The organism is Pseudomonas sp. RL_5y_Pfl2_69 (assembly GCF_963970465.1).
Lineage (GTDB): Bacteria > Pseudomonadota > Gammaproteobacteria > Pseudomonadales > Pseudomonadaceae > Aquipseudomonas.
The window spans coordinates 123,248-149,603 of sequence record NZ_CAXAOU010000005.1 but is presented as its reverse complement, the minus strand read 5'-3'; the positions used below and the strand labels follow the sequence as shown (position 1 = coordinate 149,603).

Annotated in this window: 25 protein-coding genes; 13 read left to right on the top strand and 12 right to left on the bottom strand. The window is 58.9% G+C overall.

Annotated features, from left to right (window positions below):
* Positions 1-18 precede the first annotated feature (18 nt).
* From AACY07_RS10900 to AACY07_RS10885, 4 genes are all read right to left on the bottom strand, one after another.
* Positions 19-1,041 carry a DUF1338 domain-containing protein gene (locus tag AACY07_RS10900; protein WP_339474796.1) on the bottom strand — a complete coding sequence of 341 codons (1,023 nt, stop codon included), beginning with the start codon at positions 1,039-1,041 and terminating at the stop codon, positions 19-21.
* Positions 1,042-1,248: 207 nt separating this feature from the next.
* Positions 1,249-2,076, bottom strand: a complete 828-nt coding sequence (gene nadE / locus AACY07_RS10895) for an ammonia-dependent NAD(+) synthetase (protein WP_019826210.1) — start codon at positions 2,074-2,076, stop codon at positions 1,249-1,251.
* A 3-nt stretch (positions 2,077-2,079) separates the two neighbouring features.
* The gene (gene pncB, locus AACY07_RS10890; protein ID WP_339474794.1) at positions 2,080-3,294 is read right to left on the bottom strand and encodes a nicotinate phosphoribosyltransferase; all 1,215 of its coding nucleotides are present in this window, start codon (positions 3,292-3,294) and stop codon (positions 2,080-2,082) included.
* Positions 3,295-3,518: 224 nt separating this feature from the next.
* The gene (locus AACY07_RS10885) at positions 3,519-4,415 is read right to left on the bottom strand and encodes a LysR family transcriptional regulator (protein WP_339474793.1); all 897 of its coding nucleotides are present in this window, start codon (positions 4,413-4,415) and stop codon (positions 3,519-3,521) included.
* Positions 4,416-4,570: 155 nt separating this feature from the next.
* On the opposite strand from AACY07_RS10885, the gene amaB reads away from it, so the two are divergent.
* The 10 genes from amaB (at position 4,571) to AACY07_RS10835 (ending at position 15,539) form a co-directional block, all read left to right on the top strand.
* Positions 4,571-6,061 carry an L-piperidine-6-carboxylate dehydrogenase gene (gene amaB / locus AACY07_RS10880; protein ID WP_339474792.1) on the top strand — a complete coding sequence of 497 codons (1,491 nt, stop codon included), beginning with the start codon at positions 4,571-4,573 and terminating at the stop codon, positions 6,059-6,061.
* Between the two features lie 174 nt (positions 6,062-6,235).
* The gene (gene amaA, locus AACY07_RS10875) at positions 6,236-7,519 is read left to right on the top strand and encodes an L-pipecolate oxidase (RefSeq protein ID WP_326427488.1); all 1,284 of its coding nucleotides are present in this window, start codon (positions 6,236-6,238) and stop codon (positions 7,517-7,519) included.
* A gap of 362 nt (positions 7,520-7,881) precedes the next feature.
* The gene (locus AACY07_RS10870) at positions 7,882-9,018 is read left to right on the top strand and encodes a branched-chain amino acid ABC transporter substrate-binding protein (protein WP_339474791.1); all 1,137 of its coding nucleotides are present in this window, start codon (positions 7,882-7,884) and stop codon (positions 9,016-9,018) included.
* 1 nt (position 9,019) lies between these two features.
* Entirely contained in the window at positions 9,020-9,175 is a 156-nt protein-coding gene (locus tag AACY07_RS10865; RefSeq protein ID WP_339474790.1) for a hypothetical protein, read from the top strand.
* A 9-nt stretch (positions 9,176-9,184) separates the two neighbouring features.
* On the top strand, positions 9,185-10,099 hold the full coding sequence (locus AACY07_RS10860; RefSeq protein ID WP_048360308.1) for an ABC transporter permease subunit: 915 nt from the start codon (positions 9,185-9,187) through the stop codon (positions 10,097-10,099).
* Positions 10,100-10,101: 2 nt separating this feature from the next.
* On the top strand, positions 10,102-11,385 hold the full coding sequence (gene livM / locus AACY07_RS10855; protein WP_133076619.1) for a high-affinity branched-chain amino acid ABC transporter permease LivM: 1,284 nt from the start codon (positions 10,102-10,104) through the stop codon (positions 11,383-11,385).
* Entirely contained in the window at positions 11,382-12,272 is an 891-nt protein-coding gene (locus AACY07_RS10850; protein WP_339474788.1) for an ABC transporter ATP-binding protein, read from the top strand. Before livM ends, AACY07_RS10850 begins: the two co-directional genes overlap by 4 nt.
* Positions 12,269-12,985: an ABC transporter ATP-binding protein gene (locus AACY07_RS10845; RefSeq protein WP_019826195.1), complete on the top strand. Its 717-nt coding sequence runs from the start codon at positions 12,269-12,271 to the stop codon at positions 12,983-12,985. Before AACY07_RS10850 ends, AACY07_RS10845 begins: the two co-directional genes overlap by 4 nt.
* 810 nt (positions 12,986-13,795) lie before the next feature.
* The gene (locus AACY07_RS10840) at positions 13,796-14,560 is read left to right on the top strand and encodes an SDR family oxidoreductase (RefSeq protein WP_339474786.1); all 765 of its coding nucleotides are present in this window, start codon (positions 13,796-13,798) and stop codon (positions 14,558-14,560) included.
* A 73-nt stretch (positions 14,561-14,633) separates the two neighbouring features.
* A complete protein-coding gene (locus AACY07_RS10835; protein ID WP_326427486.1) occupies positions 14,634-15,539 on the top strand; it encodes a cation diffusion facilitator family transporter in 906 nt (301 codons plus the stop codon).
* 30 nt (positions 15,540-15,569) lie between these two features.
* On the opposite strand, the gene AACY07_RS10830 is transcribed toward AACY07_RS10835, so the two are convergent.
* From AACY07_RS10830 to AACY07_RS10805, 6 genes are all read right to left on the bottom strand, one after another.
* Positions 15,570-16,706 carry an AGE family epimerase/isomerase gene (locus AACY07_RS10830; RefSeq protein ID WP_339474784.1) on the bottom strand — a complete coding sequence of 379 codons (1,137 nt, stop codon included), beginning with the start codon at positions 16,704-16,706 and terminating at the stop codon, positions 15,570-15,572.
* 142 nt (positions 16,707-16,848) lie between these two features.
* Positions 16,849-17,457 carry an urease accessory protein UreG gene (ureG, locus tag AACY07_RS10825; protein ID WP_339474782.1) on the bottom strand — a complete coding sequence of 203 codons (609 nt, stop codon included), beginning with the start codon at positions 17,455-17,457 and terminating at the stop codon, positions 16,849-16,851.
* 9 nt (positions 17,458-17,466) lie between these two features.
* On the bottom strand, positions 17,467-18,141 hold the full coding sequence (locus AACY07_RS10820; RefSeq protein ID WP_219262781.1) for an urease accessory protein UreF: 675 nt from the start codon (positions 18,139-18,141) through the stop codon (positions 17,467-17,469).
* Complete coding sequence (gene ureE, locus AACY07_RS10815; protein ID WP_133078728.1) at positions 18,138-18,638, bottom strand: urease accessory protein UreE; 501 nt, start codon at positions 18,636-18,638, stop codon at positions 18,138-18,140. Before ureE ends, AACY07_RS10820 begins: the two co-directional genes overlap by 4 nt.
* Positions 18,639-18,799: 161 nt before the next feature.
* Positions 18,800-19,432 (bottom strand): TetR family transcriptional regulator, encoded by a 633-nt coding sequence (locus AACY07_RS10810; protein ID WP_046809184.1) that lies wholly within the window; start codon positions 19,430-19,432, stop codon positions 18,800-18,802.
* Between the two features lie 224 nt (positions 19,433-19,656).
* Complete coding sequence (locus AACY07_RS10805; RefSeq protein ID WP_133078729.1) at positions 19,657-19,929, bottom strand: hypothetical protein; 273 nt, start codon at positions 19,927-19,929, stop codon at positions 19,657-19,659.
* 254 nt (positions 19,930-20,183) lie between these two features.
* Between AACY07_RS10805 and AACY07_RS10800 the strand changes: the two genes are divergently transcribed.
* Complete coding sequence (locus AACY07_RS10800; RefSeq protein ID WP_339474779.1) at positions 20,184-22,250, top strand: AsmA family protein; 2,067 nt, start codon at positions 20,184-20,186, stop codon at positions 22,248-22,250.
* Between the two features lie 117 nt (positions 22,251-22,367).
* Here AACY07_RS10800 and AACY07_RS10795 read toward each other — a convergent pair whose 3' ends face one another.
* A complete protein-coding gene (locus AACY07_RS10795) occupies positions 22,368-23,243 on the bottom strand; it encodes a DMT family transporter (RefSeq protein WP_133078731.1) in 876 nt (291 codons plus the stop codon).
* Between the two features lie 160 nt (positions 23,244-23,403).
* On the opposite strand from AACY07_RS10795, the gene AACY07_RS10790 reads away from it, so the two are divergent.
* Both AACY07_RS10790 and AACY07_RS10785 read left to right on the top strand, forming a co-directional pair.
* A complete protein-coding gene (locus AACY07_RS10790) occupies positions 23,404-23,685 on the top strand; it encodes a PsiF family protein (protein WP_133078732.1) in 282 nt (93 codons plus the stop codon).
* Between the two features lie 237 nt (positions 23,686-23,922).
* On the top strand, positions 23,923-24,933 hold the full coding sequence (locus tag AACY07_RS10785; protein ID WP_339474778.1) for an AI-2E family transporter: 1,011 nt from the start codon (positions 23,923-23,925) through the stop codon (positions 24,931-24,933).
* 48 nt (positions 24,934-24,981) lie between these two features.
* On the opposite strand, the gene AACY07_RS10780 is transcribed toward AACY07_RS10785, so the two are convergent.
* Complete coding sequence (locus AACY07_RS10780) at positions 24,982-26,247, bottom strand: Hsp70 family protein (protein ID WP_133078734.1); 1,266 nt, start codon at positions 26,245-26,247, stop codon at positions 24,982-24,984.
* Between the last annotated feature and the right edge of the window lie 109 nt (positions 26,248-26,356).

Here is a 26,356-nt window from a genome sequence, read left to right as displayed (position 1 = left end):
CGTCAGGGCTGTTTGCATTCAGGCCTTTGAGTCGGTCATCTTGAAAATGCCCTGGGCGTTGCTGCTGTCGAAGTTCAGGTCGATCCGGCCAGTGTCAGGGTCGACTTCGCGCTGGATAAACTCCACAAACGAGCCAGGCACTGCGTGCTCGCGGTAAACCCCTGTTGCATCGACCAGGCCGCGACTGACCGTACAGGCGCGATACGCGGTTTGCATCACTCGCCCCGAGGCCGACACTTCAATGCTGTCTTTCATGGGGCGTTGCAGGTCGCGTTGTTGCGCGACGCAGGCTTGCAGATCCACAACCCGGTCGGTCAGGTGGTTGAAACTGTTGCCCTCAGTGGCAATCCAGGCCATTTCGGCACTTTCATTGAGCAGGCACTGGTAATCCCCTTCATGCACCACCCCATGTTGGCGACCGAATGCCTCATACAGCGCCGGCAATAACGTGTGCGCTTCACTCAGGCTGCAATGGCGGGTGAGGCTAAGGCGTTTGAGGATGCTTTGGTGTTCGGCTTGCAGCGGATCGAGGCTTGCGCCGACCACCCGTGTAACGGCCTGTTGAAACGCCTCGCTAAAACGGCCGGGGTGCAGTTCCGAGACAAAGAACTGGGCGATGTCCTCGGGCAGGTCCATTTGTCTGTAGCCCCAGCCGGTCATGTTCAGTTTGGTCAGTGGATAAGTTCGCACGTCAGTAAAGCCTAGCGGCTCCAGCAAACGCGAAAATGCCTGACGACCACGAGGTAACTCTCCGTTTTCGGGCCAGTCCACCGTGCGAATGGCGCCGTGGTCGAACACCACTTTGCGACCTTGCCGGGCCTGTTCTTCCACATAGCGTCGGCCATCCGGCACGGCCTCTACCAGCTTGTGCAGCAGGCACAGGTTCAGCGCTTCGGCAAGCCAGGCCCGGTGCAGCGCCTGCTCATGCCAACTGAAGCGCAGCAGGCCTTCGGGCACCTCGACATGCTTGCGCAGCCAACCGGATGCCGGTTGACCGAGCAAAGAATCGACAAGTGAGAACAAACCATCGAAAGAAGACATGGGGCAGGGCTCTGGCGACGAAATAGACGCTTATCAAAGCCTTTGAGTGCGGGAGCCACAAGCGAAAAAAAATGCGGGGTTCATTCCGTTTTTTCGTACTGCCTTTGATGAAACCCGGTGGGAGCGGGCTTGCTCGCGATGCAGGCGCCGCGATTTGTCAGGCAAACCGAGGTGATCCTGTCGCGAGCAAGCCTGCTCCTGCAGCGTTTAAGGTGCGAACGGCATCTCACGCTTGTGATGGGTTTTTTCGTACGTACTGCTGATGATCCTGAACGCCTCTTCGCTCACCGGTTGACCATGCAAAAAGGCATCGATCTCGGCATAGGTCACGCCGTGGGAGGCTTCATCAGGCTTGCCCGGCTCCAGGTCTTCAAGGTCGGCAGTCGGGACTTTTTCGACCAGCGATTCCGGGGCTCCAAAATGCCGGGCAATAGCCCGCACCTGATGCTTGACCAGCCCGCTGAGCGGCGCCAGATCGCAGGAACCATCACCGAATTTGGTGAAGAAACCCATCACCGCTTCCGCTGCATGGTCAGTGCCGATCACCAGCCCGCCCGTTGCGCCGGCGATGGTGTACTGCGCCACCATGCGCATCCGCGCCTTGGTATTGCCCAGCACAAAATCAACGGTGGCCGGGGGCTTGCCTTCAAAGGCCGTGACTTCAGCCGCCAGGGCTTTGACCGCAGGGCCGATGTTGACGGTCTGGCGCTCGTCCGGATTGATGAAGTCCACAGCCGCCGTGGCGTCGACTTCGTCGTGCTGCACGCCGTAAGGCAAGCGCACGGCAATGAATCGATAGGACGGGTCGCCGGTCTGCTCGCGCAACTGCTGGACTGCCCGTTGTGCCATCAGCCCTGCGGTCAGTGAATCGACCCCGCCGCTGATGCCCAGCACCAGGGTCTTGAGCCTGGCATTGTGCAGGCAGCACTGAATAAAAGTGATGCGTCGGGCGACCTCGGCCTCAAGGGCCGAGAGGTCTTTAAACGGCGGCTGGACCTTGAGGTCTTCAGCAATCTGACGCTGTACGGCCTGCATGATTCACTCCTTGGAAGACTGTTCAGGAACTTGGAAAACGTGGCGCAAATAGGCGGCGAAGTTTGGGTCCGAGCAATGGGTCTTGCCCGGCTCATCCGAGATCTTGGCCACTGGCGAGCCATTACAGGCGGTCATTTTAAGCACGATGCTCATCGGCTCAACACCCGGAATGTCGCAGGTCAGGTTGGTGCCGATACCGAAGCTGACGTTGATCCTGCCGCGCAGTGCCCGGAAAATCTCCAGCGCGCGGGGCAGGGTCAGGCTGTCGGAGAACACCAGGGTCTTGCTCATCGGATCAATGCCCAGCTTGTGGTAGTGGGCTATGCATTTTTCGGCCCACACCACCGGGTCGCCCGAGTCGTGGCGCAAGCCGTCGAACAGCTTGGCGAAGTACAGATCAAAATCTTTCAGAAAGGCATCGGTGGTGATGCAGTCCGTCAGGGCAATGCCCAGTAGCCCGCGGTACTCGCGCACCCAGCAATCGAGCGCTGCGCTTTGGCTGTCGATCAGCCGTGGACCCAGTTGCTGATGGGCCATGATCCACTCGTGGGCCATGGTGCCCAGGGGCTTCATGCCCAGCTCGCGGGACAAGTTGACGTTGCTGGTACCAACAAAGCGCCCGGGGAAGTCATGCTTGAGCACGTTGACGACTTCTTCCTGCACTCGGTACGAGAAACGTCGACGAGTACCGAAATCGGCGACCTGCAACTCAGACAATTCTTCGGTACTGGCGTTGGCCTGCAGCCAGTCGAACTTGCGATACAGCTGCTCGCGAGCCTGGGACAGCACGGTGCCTGCATAACGCGAGCGGTTACGGACTTCACTGACAATCGCCAGCATCGGCACTTCAAACAAAATCACATGCAGCCACGGCCCACGCAGGCGGATAACCAGCTCGCCGTTTTCGATGCCGGTGTGTACGTAGCGCATATTGAAGCGAAACAGGCCCAGAAAGCGTATGAAGTCGGGCTTCATAAACGTGATTCGCTCCAGGAACCCCAACTGGTCCTGAGTCATGCTCAGCTCGCCCAGGCGTTCGATCTGGTGGCGAATTTCGTTGAGGTACGGGCGTAAATCCTCACTGTTGCGGCAGCGGAATTCCCATTCGACTTCAACGTTGGGGTAGTTGTGCAGCACCGCCTGCATCATGGTCAATTTGTAGAAGTCGGTGTCGAGCAGGTTCTGCACGATGCGATCGGCAAATACACTCTCGCTCATAGCGGCAATCTCCATGCTGCCCGTGCCTTTTTGCCACGGTGTTCAGCTTTTTCAATGAATGGCGCTAGTGGCGCATATCCGCGGGCGGTTTTGCCAGCGGTTTTTAAGAATGAAACGAGGTGGATCTCTGTAGTCGCTGCCGCAGGCTGCGATGGGTTGCGCAGCTACCCTGGTTTTTAAAGGGCTTGCAGCCATTATCGCAGCCTGCGGCAGCGACTACAGGATTACGGGTCATTCAGTTGCTCCATCATCCAGCTCACAAACTCGCGCACCTTGGGCACGCCTGCCGAATGCTCAGGATACGCCAGGTAATACGAGTCGCGACTCGGCATCAGGTGCTGCCAGGCGATGACCAGTTTGCCGTCGGCCAATTCCTCTTCCACCAGAAATCTGGGTAGCAAGGCTACGCCACACCCTACTTGCGCCGCACGGATGCACATATAAAAGGTGTCAAAGCGCGGCCCGTGATAGCTGTGGTCGGTGCAAAAGCCCTGATGCTCAAACCATTCGTGCCAGGCCTGGGGCCGAGAGGCGTTCTGCAGCAGCACCAGATCGGTCAGTTGGGTCGGATCGGTGAGGGCAGTGCTCGGCAGGCTCGCGGGCGCACACACGGCGACCAGTTCTTCACCAAACAGCTTCAGGCTTTCGGTGCCAGGCCGTGAACCCTGGCCGAAATAAAACGCCAGATCGCTGCGCCCTTGAAGCAGATCGTCGCCTTGCTGCTCGTTGCACAGGTCCAGATGGATGTGCGGATGGCGTATGCCCCAGCCCTTGAGTCGTGGCACCAGCCAGCGGGCACCAAAGGTTGATGGCGTCGAGACCCGCAAGACCTCCGTTTCGCCACCATAGGAGCGCAGGGTATGGGTCGACATTTCGATCTGGGTCAGGATTTTTCGGACTTCTACCAGATACAAATCACCTGCGGGCGTCAGTTGCAAACGGCGTCGCACCCGGCGAAACAGCAGGTGCTGCAGCAGCTCCTCCAACTGCGCGACCTGCTTGCTGACCGCGCTCTGGGTCAGGTTCAGTTCTTCGGCGGCGCGGGTGAAGCTCAGATGGCGCGTGACGGCCTCAAAACACTGCAAGGCCGTGATCGAGGGTAGATGGCGCTTGTTGAGCATGAAAGGCCCCTAATTCTTGTTGTCAGGCAAGGTTACCAACCCAGCATGAATTTTCGGAATGATATCTCGCTTAAAGGTCGTTTGTTGCCTTCATGGGACCCAGCTACAACTACTGGCCTGCGAATTATCTTTTTCACGTTCAAGGAGTGCCTTCAATGGTCGCTGCATTACTGGATCGTCTGGGTGTAAACCCCGCGCTGTACCAACAGGGCAATCAGCCGGTTTACACGCCGATTGATGGCAGCCAGATAGGTGCCGTTCACTGGGAAGGTGGTGCCGAAACCGAGCAGCACGTGACCCGCGCCGAGCACGCCTTCGAGGCCTGGCGCAAGGTGCCGGCCCCGCGCCGTGGTGAGCTGGTGCGCCAGTTCGGCGATTTGCTGCGTGAGTACAAGGCTGACCTCGGCGAGCTGGTGTCGTGGGAAGCGGGCAAAATCACCCAGGAAGGCCTGGGCGAAGTGCAGGAAATGATCGACATCTGCGACTTCGCCGTCGGTCTGTCGCGCCAGCTGTACGGTTTGACCATCGCCTCCGAGCGTCCGGGCCACCATATGCGTGAGTCCTGGCATCCGTTGGGTGTGGTTGGGGTGATCAGCGCATTCAACTTCCCGGTGGCCGTCTGGGCGTGGAATACCACGCTGGCGCTGGTGTGCGGCAACGCCGTGATCTGGAAGCCGTCCGAGAAAACCCCGCTCACCGCGCTGGCTTGCCAGGCGTTGTTTGATCGGGTCCTGAATTCATTTACCGACGCCCCCAAGTACCTGGCCCAAGTGATTATCGGCGGTCGTGATGCGGGCCAGGCACTGGTTGAAGACCCGCGCGTAGCACTGATCAGCGCTACTGGCAGCACGCGCATGGGGCGTGAAGTGGCACCCGTAGTCGCAGCCCGCTTTGCCCGCAGCATTCTGGAGCTGGGCGGCAACAACGCAATGATCCTGGCCCCGAGCGCCGATCTGGACATGGCCGTACGCGCCATTTTGTTCAGCGCCGTCGGCACCGCCGGTCAGCGTTGCACCAGCCTGCGCCGGCTGATCGCCCATGAATCGGTCAAGGAAGAAATCGTCACCCGGCTCAAGGCCGCCTATTCCAAAGTCCGAATCGGCCACCCGCTGCAAGGCAACCTGGTGGGGCCGCTGATCGACAAGCACAGCTTTGAAAACATGCAGGACGCACTGGAGCAGGCCTTGAGCGAAGGCGGGCGGGTGTTTGGGGGTGAGCGTCAGCTGGCTGGCCAGTATCCCGGTGCTTATTACGTGGCCCCGGCGATTGTTGAAATGCCGGAGCAGAGCGATGTGGTATGTGACGAAACCTTCGCCCCGATTCTGTACGTCGTCGGTTACAGCGACTTTGCCGAGGCTTTGCGCCTGAACAACGCCGTGCCTCAGGGCCTGTCGTCATGCATTTTCACCACCGATGTGCGTGAAGCCGAGCAATTCATGTCGGCCACTGGCAGTGACTGCGGGATTGCCAACGTCAACATTGGCCCAAGCGGTGCGGAGATTGGCGGTGCCTTTGGTGGCGAGAAAGAAACCGGTGGCGGCCGGGAGTCGGGCTCGGATGCGTGGCGCGGCTACATGCGGCGCCAGACCAATACCGTGAATTACTCGCTGGAACTGCCGTTGGCGCAGGGGATTACCTTCGATTGAGGTAAGCCCTGAGTCACCTGTGGTGGGAGGATACGGTGGGAGCGGGCTTGCTCGCGATAGCATCGCTACGGTCTGCCAGCCAGACCGGGTTGTCTGCATCGCGAGCAAGCCCGCTCCCACACCCGTTGCGCCCATGATTGCATCACCGTTAGGTTTCATTTCTGGAGCTTGGCAATGCCTTTACTCGAACAGTGTTTGTGGGAAAACCTCACCCCACAACGTCCCCAGGCGCCCACTTTCAAGGGCGAACTGAATGTTGATGTGTGTGTGATCGGGGCTGGCATCACCGGACTGTCCGCCGCCATCCATTTGCTTGAACAAGGCAAAAGCGTCTGTGTACTCGAAGCGCATCGCACCGGGCACGGTGGTTCGGGGCGCAACGTGGGGCTGGTTAACGCCGGGATGTGGATCCCTCCGGATGATATCGAAGCCGGTTTCGGCGAAGCCGTGGGCAGTCAGCTCAATCGAATGCTCGGTGCTGCGCCCGCGCTGGTGTTCAGCCTTATCGACAAGTACCGGATCGACTGCCAACTGCGGCGCGAAGGCACGTTGCACATGGCCCATAACGCTCGGGGCGAAGCCGATCTGCGCAGCCGCGAAGCGCAATGGAAGCGTCGTGGAGCCCCGGTTGAACTGCTCACCGGGGCTGCTTGTGAAGCCGCTACCGGCACCCCGAAAATCGCCGCTGCCTTGCTCGACCGGCGCGCTGGGACACTCAACCCGATGGCTTACACCTCGGGCCTGGCCAAGGCTGCGAGTGATCTGGGCGGGCGCCTGTTTGACCATTCTCCAGTCACCGGGTTAGAGCGCCAGGGCACACGCTGGTCAGTGCAGACGGCTCAGGGTGCGGTCAATGCTGAGCAGGTGGTCCTGGCGTCCAATGCCTACACCGAAGGCGAATGGACTGACCTGCGACGTAACTTTTTCCCTGGTTATTACTATCAAGTCGCCTCCAAACCGCTGACCGATGCCACCGCCGAACGCATCCTGCCCGGCGGCCAGGGCTCGTGGGACACCCGCCAGGTATTGAGCAGCATCCGCCGCGATGCTGACGGCCGTTTATTGTTGGGCAGCCTGGGTAATGGCAATCAAAAGCCTGCGTGGTTTCTCAAAGCCTGGGCCGACCGCGTTCAACAGCATTACTTTCCGTACCTCAAGGGTGTGGAGTGGGAGTGCACCTGGACCGGGTGTATCGCGTTTACTCCCGATCACCTGATGCGTTTATTCGAGCCCGCGCCCGGTTTGGTGGCAGTCACGGGTTACAACGGCCGTGGCGTGACCACGGGCAGCGTGGTGGGAAAAGCGTTTGCCGACTACCTGTGCAATGGCGATGCGAAGGCCTTGCCGATTCCTTTTGCGCCGATGCGGCCGCTCTCTGGAACGGGGTTGCGCAGCTGTTTGTACGAAGCGGGTTTCTCGCTGTATCACGCGGGCCAATGTTTGAGAATTGTGATCTGACGGGTTTTTTTTCGGACGGCACAACGTTTCGCCGCGCAGCAGCTAGCCTTTAGTGGTGCGGCCTGTAGCAGTCATGCACCGAGAGTGTGCAGTTCGGTGACGCAAGTGGTTACAGGTCGGTTGCACAATGCAGGGCAACCCGGTTGCAACGTTTGTCGTGAATGGTTGCGCCTGCAAAAACTTAACGGTTTCACCTTCCTCGGTTTAGACGGTTGCACGCCCAATGAAAATGGGCTCGAAACAGTCGATAAAACAACAAAAGAACGACTTTTCCAAGAATAAAAAGCCAATGGCACGCGGCTTGCTCTGAGCTTTAAGTGAAGTCGAAGTGCCATCTAATAAAACCTCAGGAGCACCACCTCATGTCGCAGACGTTCTACAAAAAAGGTTTTCTGGCCCTCGCCGTGGCAGCAGCGCTGGGTGTCTCTTCGTTTGTTCAGGCGGATCTTAAAATCGGTGTGGCGGGCCCCATGACGGGCGCTAACGCGGCATTTGGCGAGCAGTACATGAAGGGTGCGCAGGCGGCTGCGGATGCAATCAACAAGGCGGGCGGGATCAACGGCGAGAAGATCAAGCTGGTTGCCGGCGACGATGCCTGCGAACCCAAGCAGGCCGTAGCCGTGGCCAACCGCCTGGTCGATCAGGACAAAGTGATCGGTGTGGTCGGTCACTTCTGCTCCTCGAATACGATTCCTGCTTCCGAGGTGTATGCCGATGCGGGTGTGATCATGATCACCCCAGGCTCGACCAACCCGCAGGTCACTGAGCGCGGGCTGGATGCGGTGTTCCGTATGTGCGGACGAGATGACCAGCAAGGCATCGTTGCAGGCGACTACATTGTCGACGTGCTCAAGGGCAAGAAAGTAGCGGTCATCAACGACAAGGACACCTACGGTAAAGGTCTGGCCGATGCCACCAGTGCACAGCTGACCAAGCGCGGCGTGAAACCCATCCTGGAAGAAGGCCTGACCCGGGGTGAAAAAGACTTCAGCGCGCTGGTCACAAAAATCCGCGGCGCCGGTGCCGATGTCGTGTACTTCGGCGGTCTGCATCCAGAAGCCGGTCCTCTGGTCCGCCAACTGCGTGAAGCGGGTCTCAAGGATGTGAAATTCATGTCGGACGATGGCATCGTGACCGACGAACTGGTTGCCACTGCCGGTGGCCCGCAGTATGTCGATGGCGTGTACATGACCTTCGGCGCCGACCCGCGCCTGCTGCCGGACAGCAAGGCGGTCGTTGAAGAGTTCCGCAAAGCGGGCACCGAGCCTGAAGGCTACACCCTGTATGCCTACGCTTCGATCCAGGCCCTGGCTGACGCCTTCAATGGCGCCAAATCCAACAAAGGCGAAGACGCCGCCAAGTGGCTCAAGGCCAACCCGGTTAAAACCGTGATGGGTGAAAAAACCTGGGACGGTAAAGGCGACCTGAAAGTCTCTGACTACGTGGTTTATCAGTGGGACAAAGACGGCAAATATCACCAGCTGGAAAAACAGAAGTGAGATGAATCACTCACCTGATGTCAGCTTCGGCGGGCATCAGGTGGGAATGTATCTGCACCACCTGTCTTCTTTTCCAGGAGTCGCACACACCCTGCCACCCAAGCTGTCCTCTGACGGCGTGGATGGCTTGCGTCTGCGCAAAGGCTCCAGTGCGTGAGATTGCGTTATGGATGGTATTTTCCTACAGCAACTGCTGAACGGCCTGACCCTCGGGTCTGTGTACGGCCTGATCGCCATCGGCTACACAATGGTCTACGGCATCATCGGCATGATCAACTTCGCCCACGGCGAGGTGTACATGATCTCTGCTTACCTCGCGGCGATCAGTCTGGCTCTGTTGGCATACTTCGGTATTGAATCCTTCCCGCTGCTGATGTTGGGTACCTTGATTTTCACCGTTGTGGTGACTGGCGTGTATGGCTGGGTCATCGAACGCGTGGCTTACAAACCTCTGAGAAACTCCACACGGCTGGCGCCGCTGATCAGCGCCATCGGTATTTCCCTGATCCTGCAAAACTACGTGCAAATTGCCCAGGGTTCACGCCAACAAGGGGTTCCAACCCTGCTGAGCGGCTCCTGGCGCGTGGACATTGGCACCGGTTTTGTACAACTCACCTACACCAAAGTCTTCATTCTGATCGCGGCCTTCGTGGGGATGGGCCTGCTGACCTACATCATCAAGTACACCAAGCTGGGCCGCATGTGCCGCGCCACCCAGCAAGACCGCAAGATGGCGTCGATCCTGGGGATTAACACCGACCGGGTGATTTCCTACGTGTTTGTGATCGGTGCTGCCATGGCCGCGCTGGCCGGTGTGCTGATCACCATGAACTACGGCACGTTCGACTTTTATGCCGGCTTCATTATCGGCATCAAGGCGTTTACCGCTGCCGTGCTCGGCGGGATTGGATCATTGCCTGGCGCCATGCTCGGCGGGATCATCCTGGGTATTTCCGAGTCACTTTTTGCCGGGTTGGTTAACTCGGATTACAAGGACGTGTTCAGTTTCTCACTGCTGGTGCTGATTCTGATTTTCCGTCCCCAAGGCCTGCTGGGTCGTCCTCTCGTGGCGAAGGTGTAAGTATGTCTGCAGCCATTAACAAACCGATTGATATCAAAAAAAGCGTTATCGATTCGATCCTTGCCGGGTTGATTTCATTGATTGTGTTCGGGCCGATCGTGGGGGTTGTGCTCGACGGCTATAGCTTTAACCTGCAGCCAGCGCGTGTTGGCTGGCTGGTGGCGATTGTGATGGTGGGGCGGTTTGTCCTGAGCCTGTTCCTGCAAACGTCCAAGGGTTTGAAGATCCTTCAGAGCTTTGAGTCCAGCGGTTCTGGTGTACACGTGCTGCCTCCCGATTACAAATCGCGGCTGCGCTGGATCGTGCCACTGCTGATCGTGATTGCCATCGTGTTCCCGTTTTTTGCCAACAAGTACATCCTGACCGTGGTCATCCTCGGCCTGATCTACGTGCTGCTCGGCCTTGGGCTGAACATCGTGGTCGGGTTGGCGGGCTTGCTTGACCTGGGGTACGTGGCCTTCTACGCCATCGGTGCTTATGGCCTGGCGCTGGGTTATCAGTACCTTGGGCTGGGTTTCTGGTCGGTGCTGCCGCTGGCGGCCATTGCGGCGGCGATGGCGGGGTGCATTCTCGGGTTTCCGGTATTGCGAATGCATGGGGATTACCTGGCCATCGTGACCTTGGGCTTTGGTGAAATCATTCGTCTGATCCTCAATAACTGGCTGTCGTTTACCGGTGGGCCCAACGGCATGCCGGTGCCTTCACCGACGTTTCTCGGGCTGGAATTTGGCCGCGTAGCCAAAGAGGGCGGGGTGCCGTTCCACCAGTTTTTCGGCCTGGACTACAACCCCAATATCAAATTCCTGTTTATCTACATCGTGCTGTTTCTGGTGGTGCTGCTGGTGCTGTACATCAAGCACCGCCTGACACGCATGCCGATTGGCCGCGCCTGGGAAGCGCTGCGCGAAGACGAAATCGCCTGTCGCTCCATGGGCCTGAACCACGTGCTGGTCAAACTCTCGGCGTTCACCATCGGTGCTTCCACTGCAGGTCTGGCCGGGGTGTTCTTTGCCAGTTATCAGGGTTTTGTAAACCCGTCCTCGTTTACCTTTTTCGAGTCGGCACTGATCCTCGCCATTGTGGTGCTCGGCGGCATGGGTTCGACGGTGGGCGTGGTGATCGCTGCGTTCGTGCTGACCGTGGCCCCTGAACTGCTGCGCAGCTTTGCCGAATACAGGGTGCTGCTGTTTGGTGTATTGATGGTGTTGATGATGATCTGGCGACCGCGGGGCCTGATCCGCATCAGCCGTGTCGGGGTCACACCACGCAAGGGGGTTGCGCCATGAACGAACCCACTCTGAATGACGACGTGGTGCTCTCGGTCGATAAACTGATGATGCACTTTGGCGGGATCAAGGCCCTGAGCGATGTCAGCCTCAAGGTCAAACGCAACTCGATCTTTGCCCTGATTGGCCCCAACGGTGCCGGTAAAACCACCGTGTTCAACTGCCTGACCGGGTTCTACAAGGCCAGTGGCGGCAAGATCGAACTCAATGCGCGAGGCACACGCACCAACGTCATCAAGTTGTTGGGCGAGCCGTTCAAGTTGACTGACTTCGTATCGCCCAAGGCGTTCGCCAGTCGTCTGTACTACAAAATGTTCGGTGGTACTCATCTGGTCAACCGCTCAGGCCTGGCCCGCACCTTTCAGAACATTCGCCTGTTCAAGGAAATGTCGGTGCTGGAAAACCTGCTGGTGGCCCAGCACATGTGGGTCAACCGCAACATGCTCGCCGGTATCCTCAACACCAAGGGCTACCGCAAGGCCGAAAGCGATGCGCTGGACCACGCGTTCTACTGGCTGGAGGTGGTCGATCTGGTGGACTGCGCCAACCGTTTGGCTGGCGAGTTGTCCTACGGTCAGCAGCGGCGGCTGGAGATTGCGCGGGCCATGTGTACCCGCCCGCAAATCATCTGTCTCGATGAACCGGCGGCTGGCCTCAACCCGCAGGAAACCGAAGCGTTGAGCGCGATGATTCGCCTGTTGCGCGACGAACACGACCTGACCGTGGTGCTGATCGAGCACGACATGGGCATGGTCATGAGTATTTCCGATCACATCGTGGTGCTCGACCACGGGAACGTGATTGCCGAGGGCGGGCCTGACGCTATTCGTAACGACCCGAAAGTGATTGCTGCCTACCTCGGCGCAGACGAAGAGGAGCTGATATGACGAGCACGATCCTCGAACTCAAGGAACTGGATGTTCACTACGGGCCGATCCAGGCGTTGAAAAAAGTGTCGATGCATATTGAAGAGGGCGAGACCGTGAGCCTGATTGGCTCCAACGGCGCGGGCAAATCCACGCTGCTGATGTCGATTTTTGGCCAGCCCCGTGCCAGCGGCGGGCAAATCATCTACCAGGGCGTGGACATCACTCACAAGTCCTCGCACTACATTGCCTCCAACGGCATCGCCCAGTCGCCCGAAGGCCGTCGCGTGTTTCCGGACATGTCTGTGGAAGAAAACCTGCTGATGGGCACCATCCCCATTGGCGACAAGCATGCCGACGAAGACATGCAGCGCATGTTCGAGTTGTTTCCCAGGCTCAAGGAGCGGCGTAACCAGCGGGCCATGACCATGTCGGGCGGCGAGCAGCAAATGCTTGCGATCGCCCGGGCATTGATGAGCCGTCCCAAGTTGTTATTACTGGATGAGCCCAGCCTGGGGTTGGCGCCCATCGTGGTGAAACAGATTTTTGCCACCCTGCGCGAACTGGCCACAACGGGTATGACCATCTTCCTGGTCGAGCAGAACGCCAACCACGCTTTGCGTTTGTCCGATCGCGCCTATGTAATGGTCAACGGTGAAATCCGCCTGACCGGCACCGGCAAGGAGCTGCTGAGTAACGAGGAGGTGCGTAACGCTTATTTGGGCGGGCATTAACAGGCATTTCACACCTCTCTGTGGGAGCGGGCTTGCCCGCGATGGTAGCGCTGCGGTTTTTCTGAAGTACCGCGTCGAGGCCATCGCGAGCAAGCCCGCTCCCACATGTCTTTTGTCAGACAATTTTCTTCCCGCACAACCCCCGCCCCAAATTGTGGAAAACAATATTTCAACTCTGTGAAACCGCGACATAAAGCCGCTGTAATCCCCTGTTTTGTCATCATTTTGACTTGTCCCCGTTTGCTGTGGAGGTGGCTGTGGGTAACGTGGGAGTAGTTGGCTGCAGGCCTTTATTTACAAGGCCTGTGGAGATGTGGTTGTTTTTTGATCAGTGCTTTTTACCTGGCTCCCCAGGTGATTTGTCAACAGGTTTGTTTGGTTATAAAGAGCGACCGGAAATAATGACTAACCTGTGGATAAGTCTGTGGTTAAACTCTGGAAAGAATGCGCTAGGCGGTGTAATTACTGGCCTCTGGCTATCTGCAGGGTTTCCCTGGGTTGCACCTTTTTGGGGCGCCTGCATGTGGGGCGTGTCCAGGTCAAGTCAAAAACACCTTTTCCTGTGCTCTATCCCTTGTGGACTGTGGCTTTGAGTATTTTCGACTTACACCCAAAGACTGTGGACGGGCCTGTGGATAAGGTGAGTGCATATGGCTCCAGCCCTTATGCACAGTGGCTTACCGGCGGCTGATCGTTTTTTGTACAGCTTCGACCTGGATGCACGACGGGTTGCCGCTGAACGTCAGCCGGGGCATTCTGCTCAACGTCCAATTCAACGGCGGCCGATGCCCGCCAGCCAAGGAGAACACGATGACTTCCACCCTGTTTATTACGGGCGCGACTTCCGGATTTGGTGAGGCGTGTGCGCGCAAGTTTGCACAAGCAGGCTGGAAACTGGTGCTGACGGGTCGGCGCGAAGATCGATTGAAAGCCCTGTGCGAAGAGTTGTCCAAGCAGACCGAGGTCCACGGCCTGGTGGTGGACGTGCGTGACCGTGTCGCGATGGAGGCCGCGATTGCCGGTCTGCCGCCTTCGTTCAGCAAGTTGCGCGGGCTTATCAACAATGCGGGCCTGGCCCTGGGCACTGACCCGGCGCCCAAGTGTGACCTCGACGACTGGGAAACCATGGTCGACACCAACATCAAGGGCCTGCTCTACACCACCCGCCTGCTGCTGCCACGACTGATCGCCTACGGCCGCGGTGCCGGGATCGTCAACCTGGGTTCCATCGCCGGCAGCTATCCGTACCCTGGCAGCCACGTGTATGGCGGCACTAAGGCCTTCGTCAAACAGTTCTCCCTGAACCTGCGTTGCGACTTGCAGGGCACGGGTGTGCGGGTCAGCAACGTAGAGCCAGGCCTGTGCGAGAGCGAGTTCTCCATGGTGCGCTTCGGTGGCGACAAGGAACGTTACGATGCGACCTACCAGGGTGCTGAGCCGATTCAGCCCCAAGACATCGCCGAGACCATTTTCTGGGTGCTCAACACCCCGGCCCACATCAACATCAACCGCCTTGAGCTGATGCCCGTCACGCAGTCCTGGAGCGGTTTTGCCATCGAGCGCCACGCCAAGTAGTAAACTCACGCCTGGCAGCCCACCTGCGACCTCCTGAGGGGGTCGCATTCAATCGGGCTGAAAAGGAGTTTTTGTGAGTAACCGTGGTGAGCAGAAACTGCTCAAACAATCGACTGTATTAATGTTCGCGGTGGCCATTGCGGGCATTGCGACGGGTTTTATTTCGGGTTCTGAATCCATCATGTTCGATGGATTCTTCTCTTTGATCGCCACCTTTATCAAAGTACTGATGCTGATTACGGCGCAGCTGATCGCCAAGGAAAGCAACCAGCGTTTCCAGTTCGGCTTCTGGCACCTGGAGCCCATGGTGCTGCTGATCGAAGGCAGCTTCCTGCTGTTGATTGCGATCTATGCCTTTCTGAACGGTGTGTTCGGCATCATCAATGGCGGGCGCGACATCGAGCTGGGGATGGTGATTGTCTACGCAGCGGTGTTTACCGTGATCGAATTTGCGTACTACTTCTGGGTGCGGCGCAAAAACCGCAAGCTCAAGTCCACCCTGATCCAGTTCGACAACATCAGCTGGCTGGTGGACGCCATGCTGTCGGTGGGGCTGTTGATAAGTTTCGTCACGGCGCTGGTGCTCAAGCAGCAGGGTTATGCACAGTGGGCGGCCTACGTTGACCCGGCGATCCTGATTTTGCTGGCCCTGAGCATGCTGGCCCCGGCGTTCAAGATCCTCAAGCCGGCCTTGCGTGACGTCCTGGGGATAGCCCCGGACAGACTCGACGACAAGGTACGCGACGTGCTCGAAGACATGTCGGCACGCCATGGGTTTGAAGGCTACAAAACCTACGTGCAGAAGCATGGACGGGCGCGATTTATCGAGATTCATATCGTGCTGCCAGCGGGTTATCCACTGACCAGCGTGAAGACACTCGATGCGTTGCGCGAAGAAATATCCGAACTACTGGGGGCTGCTGACAGTGCCCGCTGGCTGACCATCAGCTTTACCGGGGATCGCAAGTGGATTGCGTAACCCAAGGCCAGTGACTTTTTGTGGGAGGCGTCAGTTATTAAAGTACTGCGCCAACCCGCTGTAGCACGTCGCCAGGTGATACGGCGTGGTCGACGGCATGTCTTCGCGGCTGACATGCCCTGCGCCATCCCGGCATTCGTACCAGCCACCGGCATGTAAAAAGTGCTGTTGCAGCGCCAGCAACTGGCGTTGCAGACGTGGCTGGCTGTCGGAGCGCAAGGTCAGGGCACGCAGGTATTCGGCTTGCGCCCAGATGCGCTGGGTGCCATCACGCAGGCTGCCATCGGGGGCCAGCATGCCGCAGACCGCGCCACTCTGTGGGTCGACGCCCACCTGCTCGGCAAAGCCGAAAGCACGATCCAGTGACCCGTGCAGCGGTGTCTGGCGTAGCAGTGGTGAAGACTGCAGCAAAAAGAACCACTCAAACTGATGGCCCGGCTCAAACCAGTTATCCACAGCCCCGCGCGGTTTTTCGAGCATGACGTTATGCACAGGCTCGATAAAGCGCTGCTGCATGGCCTCGGCCAGTGCGAGCAGTGCGCCATGCACCGGCGCATCCTCGCGCACCGACAGGGTGGCCAGAAAGGCTTCAGCCAAGTGCATCAACGGGTTTTGCAGGGGGCCGGTGTTCAGTGAAGTCCAGTCGCGATCCAGGCTGGCTTCGTACAGGCCGTTGCCATCACTGAAGCGTTCGGCCACCACCTCCAGCGCCCCATTGAGCGCCGACTCCACCAGCGGCTCGCGTACTTTGGCCCAGTAATGGGCGCACGCGAAGATGATAAAGGCGTGGGTGTAGAGGTCTTTGCGTTGATCCAGCGGCGCGCCGTCAGGGTCGATGCTGTAGAACCAGCCACCGTGTTCGGCGTCGTGAAAATGCTGGTGCAGCGAGCGGAACAGCGCCGCGGCGCGCTCAGTGGCGTCGGGGAACGCCGGGTCATCGATCAGGCTGGCGAACAGGTACAGTTGCCGCGCACAGGCCATGGCGCGATAGCGCTGGGGGGGCAGCGGCCGATGTTCAGGGCTGAGTGCCTCGTAGGGCAGCGCTAGTTCGGCATTCCAGCCGGGGCCTTGCCAGAGCGGCACAATGACCTGGCGAAAATGCTGCTGAACGGCCGCAAACGTGGCGGTCAGTTCTAGCGGGAAGTCGGAGCTGGCTACATCAGGCATCGGCGGGCGTCGTCACGGCTGGGGCGTTTGCGCGACATGATACACCGTGATTCCCTGGATGATCTCAACTCTGAATACGCGAGTGTAAATGTGGGAGCGGGCTTGCTCGCGATGCCATCGCGAGTAAGCCCGCTCCCACGAGTCAAACCAATAAACCCTGACGCTCGATAAACGCCACGATGGCATCCAGGCCAAGCCCGGTCTTTTGGTTGCTGAACACAAACGGCTTTTCGCCGCGCATGCGCCGCGTGTCGCTGTCCATCAGTTCCAGCGAGGCGCCCACCAGCGGCGCCAGGTCGATCTTGTTAATCACCAGCAAGTCGGATTTACAGATCCCCGGTCCCCCCTTGCGTGGCAATTTGTCCCCGGCGGACACGTCGATCACGTAGATCGTCAGGTCGGACAGTTCCGGGCTGAAGGTGGCCGACAAGTTATCCCCACCCGATTCCACCAGAATCAGGTCCAGCCCCGGAAAACGGCGGTTCAACTGATCCACGGCTTCCAGGTTGATCGACGCATCTTCACGAATCGCCGTGTGCGGGCAGCCACCGGTTTCAACCCCGATAATGCGCTCCGGGGCCAGCGCCTCATTGCGCACCAGAAAGTCGGCATCTTCACGGGTATAGATATCGTTGGTGACGACGGCCAGGTTGTACTTTTCACGCAACGCCAGGCACAGGGCCAGGGTGAGCGCGGTTTTGCCGGAGCCCACCGGGCCACCGATGCCAACACGCAAAGGCTGTGTGTTCATTACATTCTCCTAGGAACGAAACAGGCGGCTGTACTGGCGCTCGTGGGCCATGCTCGCCAACGACAGGCCGAAAGCGGCGCTGCCCAAGTGGGATGAGTCGAGGGTGCTGGCGTGTTGCTGTGCCTGTTGCAGGGCGGGCGACAACTCACTGGTCATGCGTTGGGCCGCTTGCTGGCCCAGTGGCAGGGTTTTCATCAGTACCGCCAGTTGGTTTTCCAGCCAGCTCCAGAGCCAGGCGGCCAGCGCGTCTGCAGGACTGATGCCCCAGGCGCGTGCAGCCAATGCCCAGCCAAGGGCCAGATGTGGCTCACGCTGTTGTGCGAGAAACAACCGTGCGGGCTCGTCCAGTTCCGGCAAACCGGTGAGCAACTGTTGCAAGGAATAGCCCATTTGCCGGCTTTCCTGATGCAGTTCGCGGGTTTCACGGCTGGCGCGCTGTTCATCGCACAGCCGCTGCAAGGTGTTCCAGTCCTGGTCGGCCGCCGCCTGGCAATGGGCGAGCAGCAACGGCGCTTCGAAGCGGGCCAGATTGAGCAGCAATTGATCGCTGATCCAGCGCGCGGCCGTCACAGGATCAGTGACACGGCCATTCTCGACGGCCATTTCCAGCCCCTGGGAATAGCTGTAGCCACCGATGGGCAGTTGCGGGCTGGCCAAGCGCAACAGCGCCCAGGCCGGATTCACAGGCGAACGCCAAATTGATGCAGGCGCGGCGCGTAGTTGAAGTCTTCTTCACCCGCACGGGAGTGATGATGGCCGCCGCCATAGGCGCCGTGTTCCGGTTGAAATGGCGCTTCAATGGCCTCGGTGTGTGCACCCAATTGCTCCAGCATGGCCTTGAGCACATAGTCATCGAGCAGGCGCAACCAGCCATCACCCACTTGCAGGGCAACATGGCGGTTGCCCAGGTGATAAGCCGCACGGGTCAGTTCAAAGGCATCGCGGCAGGTGACATGCAGCAGTTTTTCCGGGCTGGCGCACACGCGTACGATTCGTCCGTCCTGGGCCTGGAGAAATTCGCCGTCATTCAAGGGCGCCTGGCCGCGGTCAAGGAACAGTCCCACGTCTTCGCCACTGCTGCTGAAACAGCGCAGGCGGCTTTTGCTCCGGGCTTCGAAGTTGAGGTGTAGCTCGGCGCTCCACACGGGGTGGGGCTGGATTCTGCGATGAATCACCAACATCGGAAGGCATCCTGCAATTGACATTACCCAAGCCAGAGCAAGGGGCTTGCCAACCCGGGTGACGGGTGCAAATACAGGCCCAAAAAGGGTGCAGGACGATGAGGGTGTTCCAAACGGGTGCGCAGGGGGTACGAAGGCGCACCAACACAGTGCGCCTACGATTACTCCGTGCTGCCCAAACCTTTCCAGTGCTTGAGCCCGATGAAGATAAATCGCAGCTGCTGGCTGATTTTGGCCTGGGGTTGCAGGTGATCGGGCAGGGTGTCCGCAGGCGGATCAATCACGTCGGGCAGGGCGGCAAACACGCTTTTGACCACCAGATCGGCGATCACGGTCAGGCCGGCATGGTCCAGGTGCTGCAACTTGGGTTTGGAGCCAAGGTCTGCTGCCAGGTCCGACGTGATGTCTTCACGCAGTGCGCCAATGGCCTGGCGAACCGGTTGGGAACCGCCGTACTGCTCGCGGGCCAAAAACAGAAACTGCGAGCGATTGGCCTCCACCACGTCGAGAAAGATGCGCACCGACGCGTTGATCACGCCGCCCATGAACAGTTCGTTGTGGCGCACCAGGCGAATGGTTTCGCGAAAGGTCTGGCCGACTTCACTGACCAGTGCCAGGCCCAACTGGTCCATGTCGCTGAAGTGACGATAAAAACCGGTAGGCACGATGCCCGCCGTTTTTGCGACTTCGCGCAGGCTCAGGCTGCCAAAGCCGCGACCCGATTCCATCAAGTGGCGGGCAGCATCCATCAGCGCAAGGCGGGTTTGTTGCTTCTGTTCGGCGCGGGGCAGCATCGGGGCTGGTATTCCAGACAAGTACAGCGGCGCACTCTAGCAAATCGGCTTTGATGGCGTCGAACGGTGAAGGCTTCAATCTTCTCTTAGCAGCTGCCGCAAGCTGCGTTCGATGGCGTAGCCGTCGCAAAATCAGGTTCTACGGTGTTTCAGGTAAACCCGTTTCTCAGGATTTACGATTGCTACGCAACCGAACGCAGCCTGCGGCAACTGCTACGAAAGGCTTAGCTCGCACGTTGATTGCGCTCGGCCAGACGATCAGCGCCACCTTCGGCGACAAACTGATTGCTTGGGGTGCGATCGTAGCCATCTTCAGCGACGCGATTTTGCTGATCCAGGGTACGTTGCGCGCCATCTTCAGCCACCGGGTTGAGGGGTTGGCTCAACGTGCTCGATGCAGGTTGTACCATTGGGGTTGGCTCGTCGTCGGCTGGCAGGGCAAAAGCGTTGACGGCAAAAAGTGAAAGGGTAAGGCCAAGCAGTAATGGGCGTTTCATGGTGTGTGCTCCGTAGCAGTGCAACTAAGTAGGTGTTGAGGCAATGCTACGCTTGGCTACCGGATATCAAAGTTCATACGGGCAATGGTGATAATCGACAGAATTGATTGTTCAGATTCGGGGGCTCTAGCCTGAGGCTTCCGAGGTTTTTTACACGAAAGTCGTACCGGGGTTAAACCTTCAGACGTCTTTGCCAGTCGTACATTCAGAGGCGTCGTAACTGGGACGTTGAGTCGAATTCAAGGAGCCGCGACATGACGCGCACCCGTAAAACCCTTGCCTGGACAGGCGGTATTCTCGTGCTGTTGGTGGCTGTGCTGGTGGTGATCCTCGCTACCTTCGACTGGAACCGCATCAAGCCGACCCTCAACACCAAAGTGTCCGAAATCCTTCATCGCCCGTTTGCCATCAACGGTGATCTGGCCGTGCGCTGGCAGCGCGAAGAGGACGAGGGCGGGTGGCGCGCCTGGGTGCCCTGGCCCCATGTGATTGCCCAAGACCTGACCCTGGGCAACCCCGAATGGTCGAAAACGGCGCAAATGGCCAGCCTCAAGAAAGTCGAGCTGCGCCTGTCGCCGCTGGCACTGCTGACCCAAACGGTGGATATCCCGCGCATCAACCTGACCGAGCCCAGCGCCAACCTTGAGCGTCTGGCCGGTGGCCGGGCGAACTGGAACTTCACGTTCGACCCCAAGGACCCGAACGCCGAGCCGTCAGCGTGGACCGTTGATATAGGCGCCATCGGCTTCGACAAGGGCCACGTCACGTTAAATGACCAAACCCTCAAAGCCCGACTGGATGTGCTGATCGACCCACTGGGCAAGCCTATTCCCTTCAGGGAAATCGTCGGCGAAGCGGACGCGAAAAAGGCCCTGGAGAAAGGTGGCCAGGCGCAAGACTATGCCTTCGCTCTCAAGGTCAAAGGCCAGTACCACGACCAGAAACTCAACGGTACGGGCAAGATTGGCGGCCTGCTGGCCTTGCAGGACGCGACCAGGCCTTTCCCGCTGCAAGCCCAGGTCAGCATTGCCGATACACAGGTGGCGCTGGCCGGGACCTTGACCGATCCGCTGAATCTGGGGGCGCTGAACCTGCGCCTGAAGCTGGCCGGTACCAGCCTGAGCAACCTCTATCCGTTGACCGGCGTGACCTTGCCGGATTCACCGCCTTACTCGACCGACGGGCATTTGATCGCCCAATTGCGTGAGCCCGGTGGAGCCACCTTCAGCTATGAAAACTTCAACGGCAAAATCGGTAGCAGTGATATTCACGGCGACCTGAAATACGTGGCCAGCCAGCCGCGGCCAAAGCTGTCTGGCAAGCTGGTGTCCAACCAACTGCTGATGGCTGACCTGGCCCCTTTGATCGGCGCCGACTCCAACACCCAGCAAAAGGCCCGGGGCGGTGAAAGCAAGCAGCCAGCGGGTAAAGTGCTACCGGTCGAAGAGTTCCGCACCGAGCGCTGGCGCGACATGGACGCCGACGTTGAACTCACCGGCAAGCGCATCGTGCAGAGCGCCGAGTTGCCGTTTACCGACCTGTTCACCCATCTGGTACTCAATGACGGTGAGCTGAGCCTTGAGCCGCTGCGCTTTGGCGTGGCGGGCGGCAAACTGGATGCGCAGATCCGCCTCAATGGTCGTGCGACGCCGTTGAAAGGCAGCGCCAAATTGACGGCGCGCAACTTCAAGCTCAAGCAGCTGTTTCCCACGTTTGAACCGATGAAAACCAGCTTCGGTGAACTCAATGGCGATGCCACGATTGCCGGGACCGGCAACTCGGTGGCCAAGTTGTTGGGCACTGCCAATGGTGATTTGAAAATGATCATCAATGATGGCGCCATCAGTCGCAGCCTGATGGAGATAGCTGGCTTGAACGTGGGCAACTACGTGGTGGGCAAGATTTTTGGCGACGAAGACGTCAAAATCAACTGCGCGGCAGCGGACTTCGGGATCAAGAGCGGTCTGGCCAGCTCCCGGCTGTTTGTGTTCGATACCGAGAACGCGATTATCTACATCGACGGTACGGTCAACTTCGCCACCGAACAGCTCGACTTGAAAATCACCCCTGAGTCCAAGGGCCTGCGCTTGTTTTCGCTGCGTTCACCGCTGTATGTGCGCGGCACCTTCGCCAACCCTTCGGCGGGTGTGCAAGCCGTACCGTTGCTGTTGCGCGGTGCCGGCATGGTGGCGCTGGGCGTGATTGCAGGCCCGGCGGCAGGGTTGCTGGCATTGGTTGCGCCAAGTGGCGGCGAACCCAACCAGTGCGCGCCACTGCTGCAGCAAATGCAGCAGGGCAAAGTGCCGAAAACGGTGAAATAAGCCCTGCAGAACGGATGTAGCCGCTGCCACCGCAAGGCCTTTGCCTTGAATGCCAAAGAGGGCCGCTGCGCTGCCCATCGCAGCCTGCGGCAGCGGCCACAGGTTGAGACAGAGCGGTCAGGCTTTGCGAAGTGGCGTAGTCCACCGTTCCGACAGAATCACACCGCCCAGGGTCAGTGCGCCGCCAATCAGGTGGTAGGCATGCAATTGCTCTTTCAACACCACGGCAGCAATCAGTGCCGTAATCAACGGCAACAGATTGAAAAACAGCGTGGTGCGACTCGGGCCCAGGGTGGCGACGGCTTTCATCCAGGCCAAGGGTGCGATCATCGACGCCAGCACACAGGCGTAGAGCACCAGTCCCATGTTGTGAACGGTCGGGCCGACCTTGGGGGAGGCCAGGTACAGCGGGAACAGCACGACAATCGCCACGAGCACCTGCATGTACAGCATTTGCAGTGGTGGCAGGCGCAGCTGCCATTTTTTCAGCAGCGTGCTGTAAATCGCGTAGGCCAGGGTGGCGACCAGCATCATCGCGTCGCCCAGGTTCAGGCCATGATCGAGCAAGGCCGCGAGACTGCCGCTCGACACCACCACCAGTACCCCGACAAACGACACAATGGCGCCCACCAATGCTCCGGCCGTCAGGCGCTGGCCCAGGCTGATGATCGACATCGCAAGCACCATCAATGGCATCAGCGACAGGATAATGCCCATATTGGTGGCCGAGGTCCGGGCTGCCGCGTAGTAGGCCAGGCTTTGGTAAATCGCCATGCCAAGCACGCCGAGTACGAAGATCTTGCCCAGGTTCGCACGGATGACAGGCCAGTTGGCCATGACCGGTTTGAGCATAAAGGGCGTGAACAGCAGGCCGGCCAGCAGCCAGCGGTAAAAGCCGATTTCGGAGGGGAAGATTGCGCCCACTGCCAACTTGTTAATCACGGTATTGCCGGCCCAGATAAAAATGGCCAGTAGCGGGTAAGCGTATTGCATCAGGACAACCACACGATTAATAAGTGGCGATTATCCACTGTCAGCCAGCAAGTCGCGATGTTTGAGCGCCAGAGGGTGCAACGGATAACGATGTAACAGAGTTTGTCTACACTTCAGAGAATTGCGCTGCCACTTGGCGCGTCAACAAGGAGAAAACTCCATGAAGATGTTGCGTGTTCCTCTGCTGCTGATCGGTCTGCTGCTGTGCTCCCAGGGTTTTGCGGCCACTGCCCAGCAGAACAAAATGACCACCTGTAACGCTGACGCCAGTGCCAAAGCCCTCAAGGGGGATGAGCGCAAAGCCTTCATGAGCACCTGCCTCAAAGCCAAACCGGCCACGCAGCAAGACAAAATGAAAACCTGCAACGCCACCGCCGGTACCCAGGACCTCAAGGGCGATGCGCGCAAAGCCTTCATGAGCGATTGCCTGAAGAAAAAATAAAGCCTGCCTGTGTAGTCGCTGAGGAGCGGAGCGAGGCTGCGATCGAGGACGTAGTCCTCGTAAACCCGGAAAACTCGGCAAGTCAGAAAAGCAGAGTGGCTGCATTTACGACGACTACGTCGCCGATCGCAGCCTCGCTCCGCTCCTCAGCGGCTACAAGGGGTGTGTAAATTCTAGTGCTCCCCGCCGAAGGCTGGCAGACTGCCTTTCCTTTCACGCTGTCAGTTTTGAGGCTGTATGCCATCGTTTTCTCAGCGTCACATCGTGTTGGCCAGCTACATCATCATTGCTGGCGGCCTGCTACTGGTCTTTCCGTTGCGTTTGTTGCCCAGCCTGCTGGCAGGGTTGTTGGTGTTCGAACTGGTCAACATGCTCACCCCCCAACTGCAGCGCCTGATTGCCGGGCGTCGTGCGCGGTGGCTGGCAGTGGCGTTGCTGGGCACGCTGATTGTCAGTGTGCTGGCGCTGATTTTTGCCGGGGCCATCAGCTTTTTGCTGCATGAAGCCGAAAACCCTGGGGCCTCACTCAACAAATTCATGGTCGTGGTTGACCGGGCTCGGGGTCAATTGCCGCCGTTTCTGGACAGTTACCTGCCTGCCAGCGCTGCCGAGTTTCGGATTGCCATCGGGCAGTGGATGAACAAGCACCTCAGCGATCTGCAACTGGTGGGCAAAGACGCGGCACACATGTTCGTGACCCTGCTGATCGGCATGGTGCTGGGGGCCATCATGGCCTTGCAGACCATTCCCGATATCAGCCGTCGCAAGCCGCTGTCTGCCGCGCTGTTCGAGCGTCTGCACCTGCTGGTACAGGCGTTTCGCAATATCGTGTTCGCGCAGATCAAGATTGCGCTGCTCAACACCGCGTTTACCGGGGTCTTTCTGGCCGTGATCCTGCCGCTGCTTGGCGTTCACTTGCCGCTGACCAAAACCCTGATCGTGCTGACCTTCCTGCTGGGCTTGCTGCCGGTGATCGGCAACCTGATCTCCAACACGCTGATCACCATAGTCGGCTTGTCGCTGTCGATCTGGGTGGCGGTGGGTGCGTTGGGCTACCTGATTGTTATCCACAAGCTGGAGTACTTTCTCAACGCCAGAATTGTGGGCGGGCAGATCAGCGCCAAATCGTGGGAATTGCTGCTGGCGATGCTGGTATTCGAGGCAGCCTTCGGCCTGCCGGGAGTGGTAGCCGGGCCGATTTATTATGCGTACCTGAAGAGTGAGTTGAAGCAGGTGGGGCTGGTTTAACAGCTTACCCTGACCCTCTCCCGGTGGGAGAGGGTTGGGGTGAGGGTATTAGCCGTAACGCTTTTTAGCTTCAATCGCCAAACCGCTGCCGATGCTGCCGAAGATGTTGCCTTCAACGTGTCGGGCATTGGGCAGCATGGCCGCTACGCTCTGGCGCAATGCCGGAATGCCACTCGAACCCCCGGTGAAGAACACTGTATCCACCTGCTCGACACCCACGCCTGCACTGGTGAGCAGGTTGGTCACGCTGTTGCGGATGCGCTCCAGCTGATTGTCGATGGCGGCTTCGAACATCCCGCGGCTCAAGTCCACGCTCAGTCCCGCTTCAACCCGATCCAGCGGCAAGTGACGGCTGTCGTTGTGGGTCAACTGGATCTTGGTTTCTTCGATTTCCATCGCCAGCCAGTGACCGGCACGCTGCTCGATCAGCTTGAACAGACGGTCGATGCCACCGGTGTCTTCAATGTCGTAGCGCATGCTGCCCAGGGCCAACTGGGATTTTTGCGAGTACACCGAGTTGATGGTGTGCCAGGTCGCCAGGTTCATGTGGTGGCTGGTGGGCATGTAGGCCCCGCTTTTCATGCGGCTGCCGTAGCCGAACAACGGCATCACGCCTTGCAGGCTCAGTTGTTTGTCGAAGTCGGTCCCGCCCACGTGAACACCGCCGGTGGCGAGGATATCGTCCTGGCGGTTGTCCATGCCACGACGCTCGGGCGACAGACGCACCAGCGAGAAGTCGGAAGTACCGCCACCGATGTCGACGATCAGTACCAGCTCTTCGCGTTCGATAGTGGACTCATAGTCGAATGCCGCCGCGATCGGTTCGTACTGGAAGGACACTTCCTTGAACCCGATGGCACGGGCCACGTCGGTCAGGGTGTTTTCGGCTTCCTGGTCGGCCAGGGGATCGTCATCGACGAAAAAAACCGGGCGTCCCAACACCACTTCTTCAAATTCTCGACCGGCGGTCGCTTCGGCGCGTTTTTTAAGCTGGGCGATAAACAGCCCCAGCAAGTCCTTGAACGGCATCGCCGTGCCCAGAACGCTGGTGTCGTGCTTGATCAGCTTGGAACCCAGCAGGCTCTTGAGCGAGCGCATCAGGCGGCCTTCGTAGCCTTCCAGGTACTCATGCAGCGCCAGACGGCCATACACCGGGCGGCGTTCTTCAATATTGAAGAACACCACTGAGGGCAGGGTGATCTTGTCGTCCTCCAGCGCGATGAGGGTTTCCACGCCTGGGCGAAGCCAGCCGACGGTGGAGTTGGACGTGCCGAAGTCGATACCGCAGGCACGTGCTGGAGAGGCGCTTTTCATGTCTTTCATGTTCCGGTTAAAAAACGGCCGCGCAGTGTATGTCAGACCGCTGAAGAATCGAAGGGCGACGATTCGCTAATTCGTAGGTTTTAATCCACTTGAAAGACTA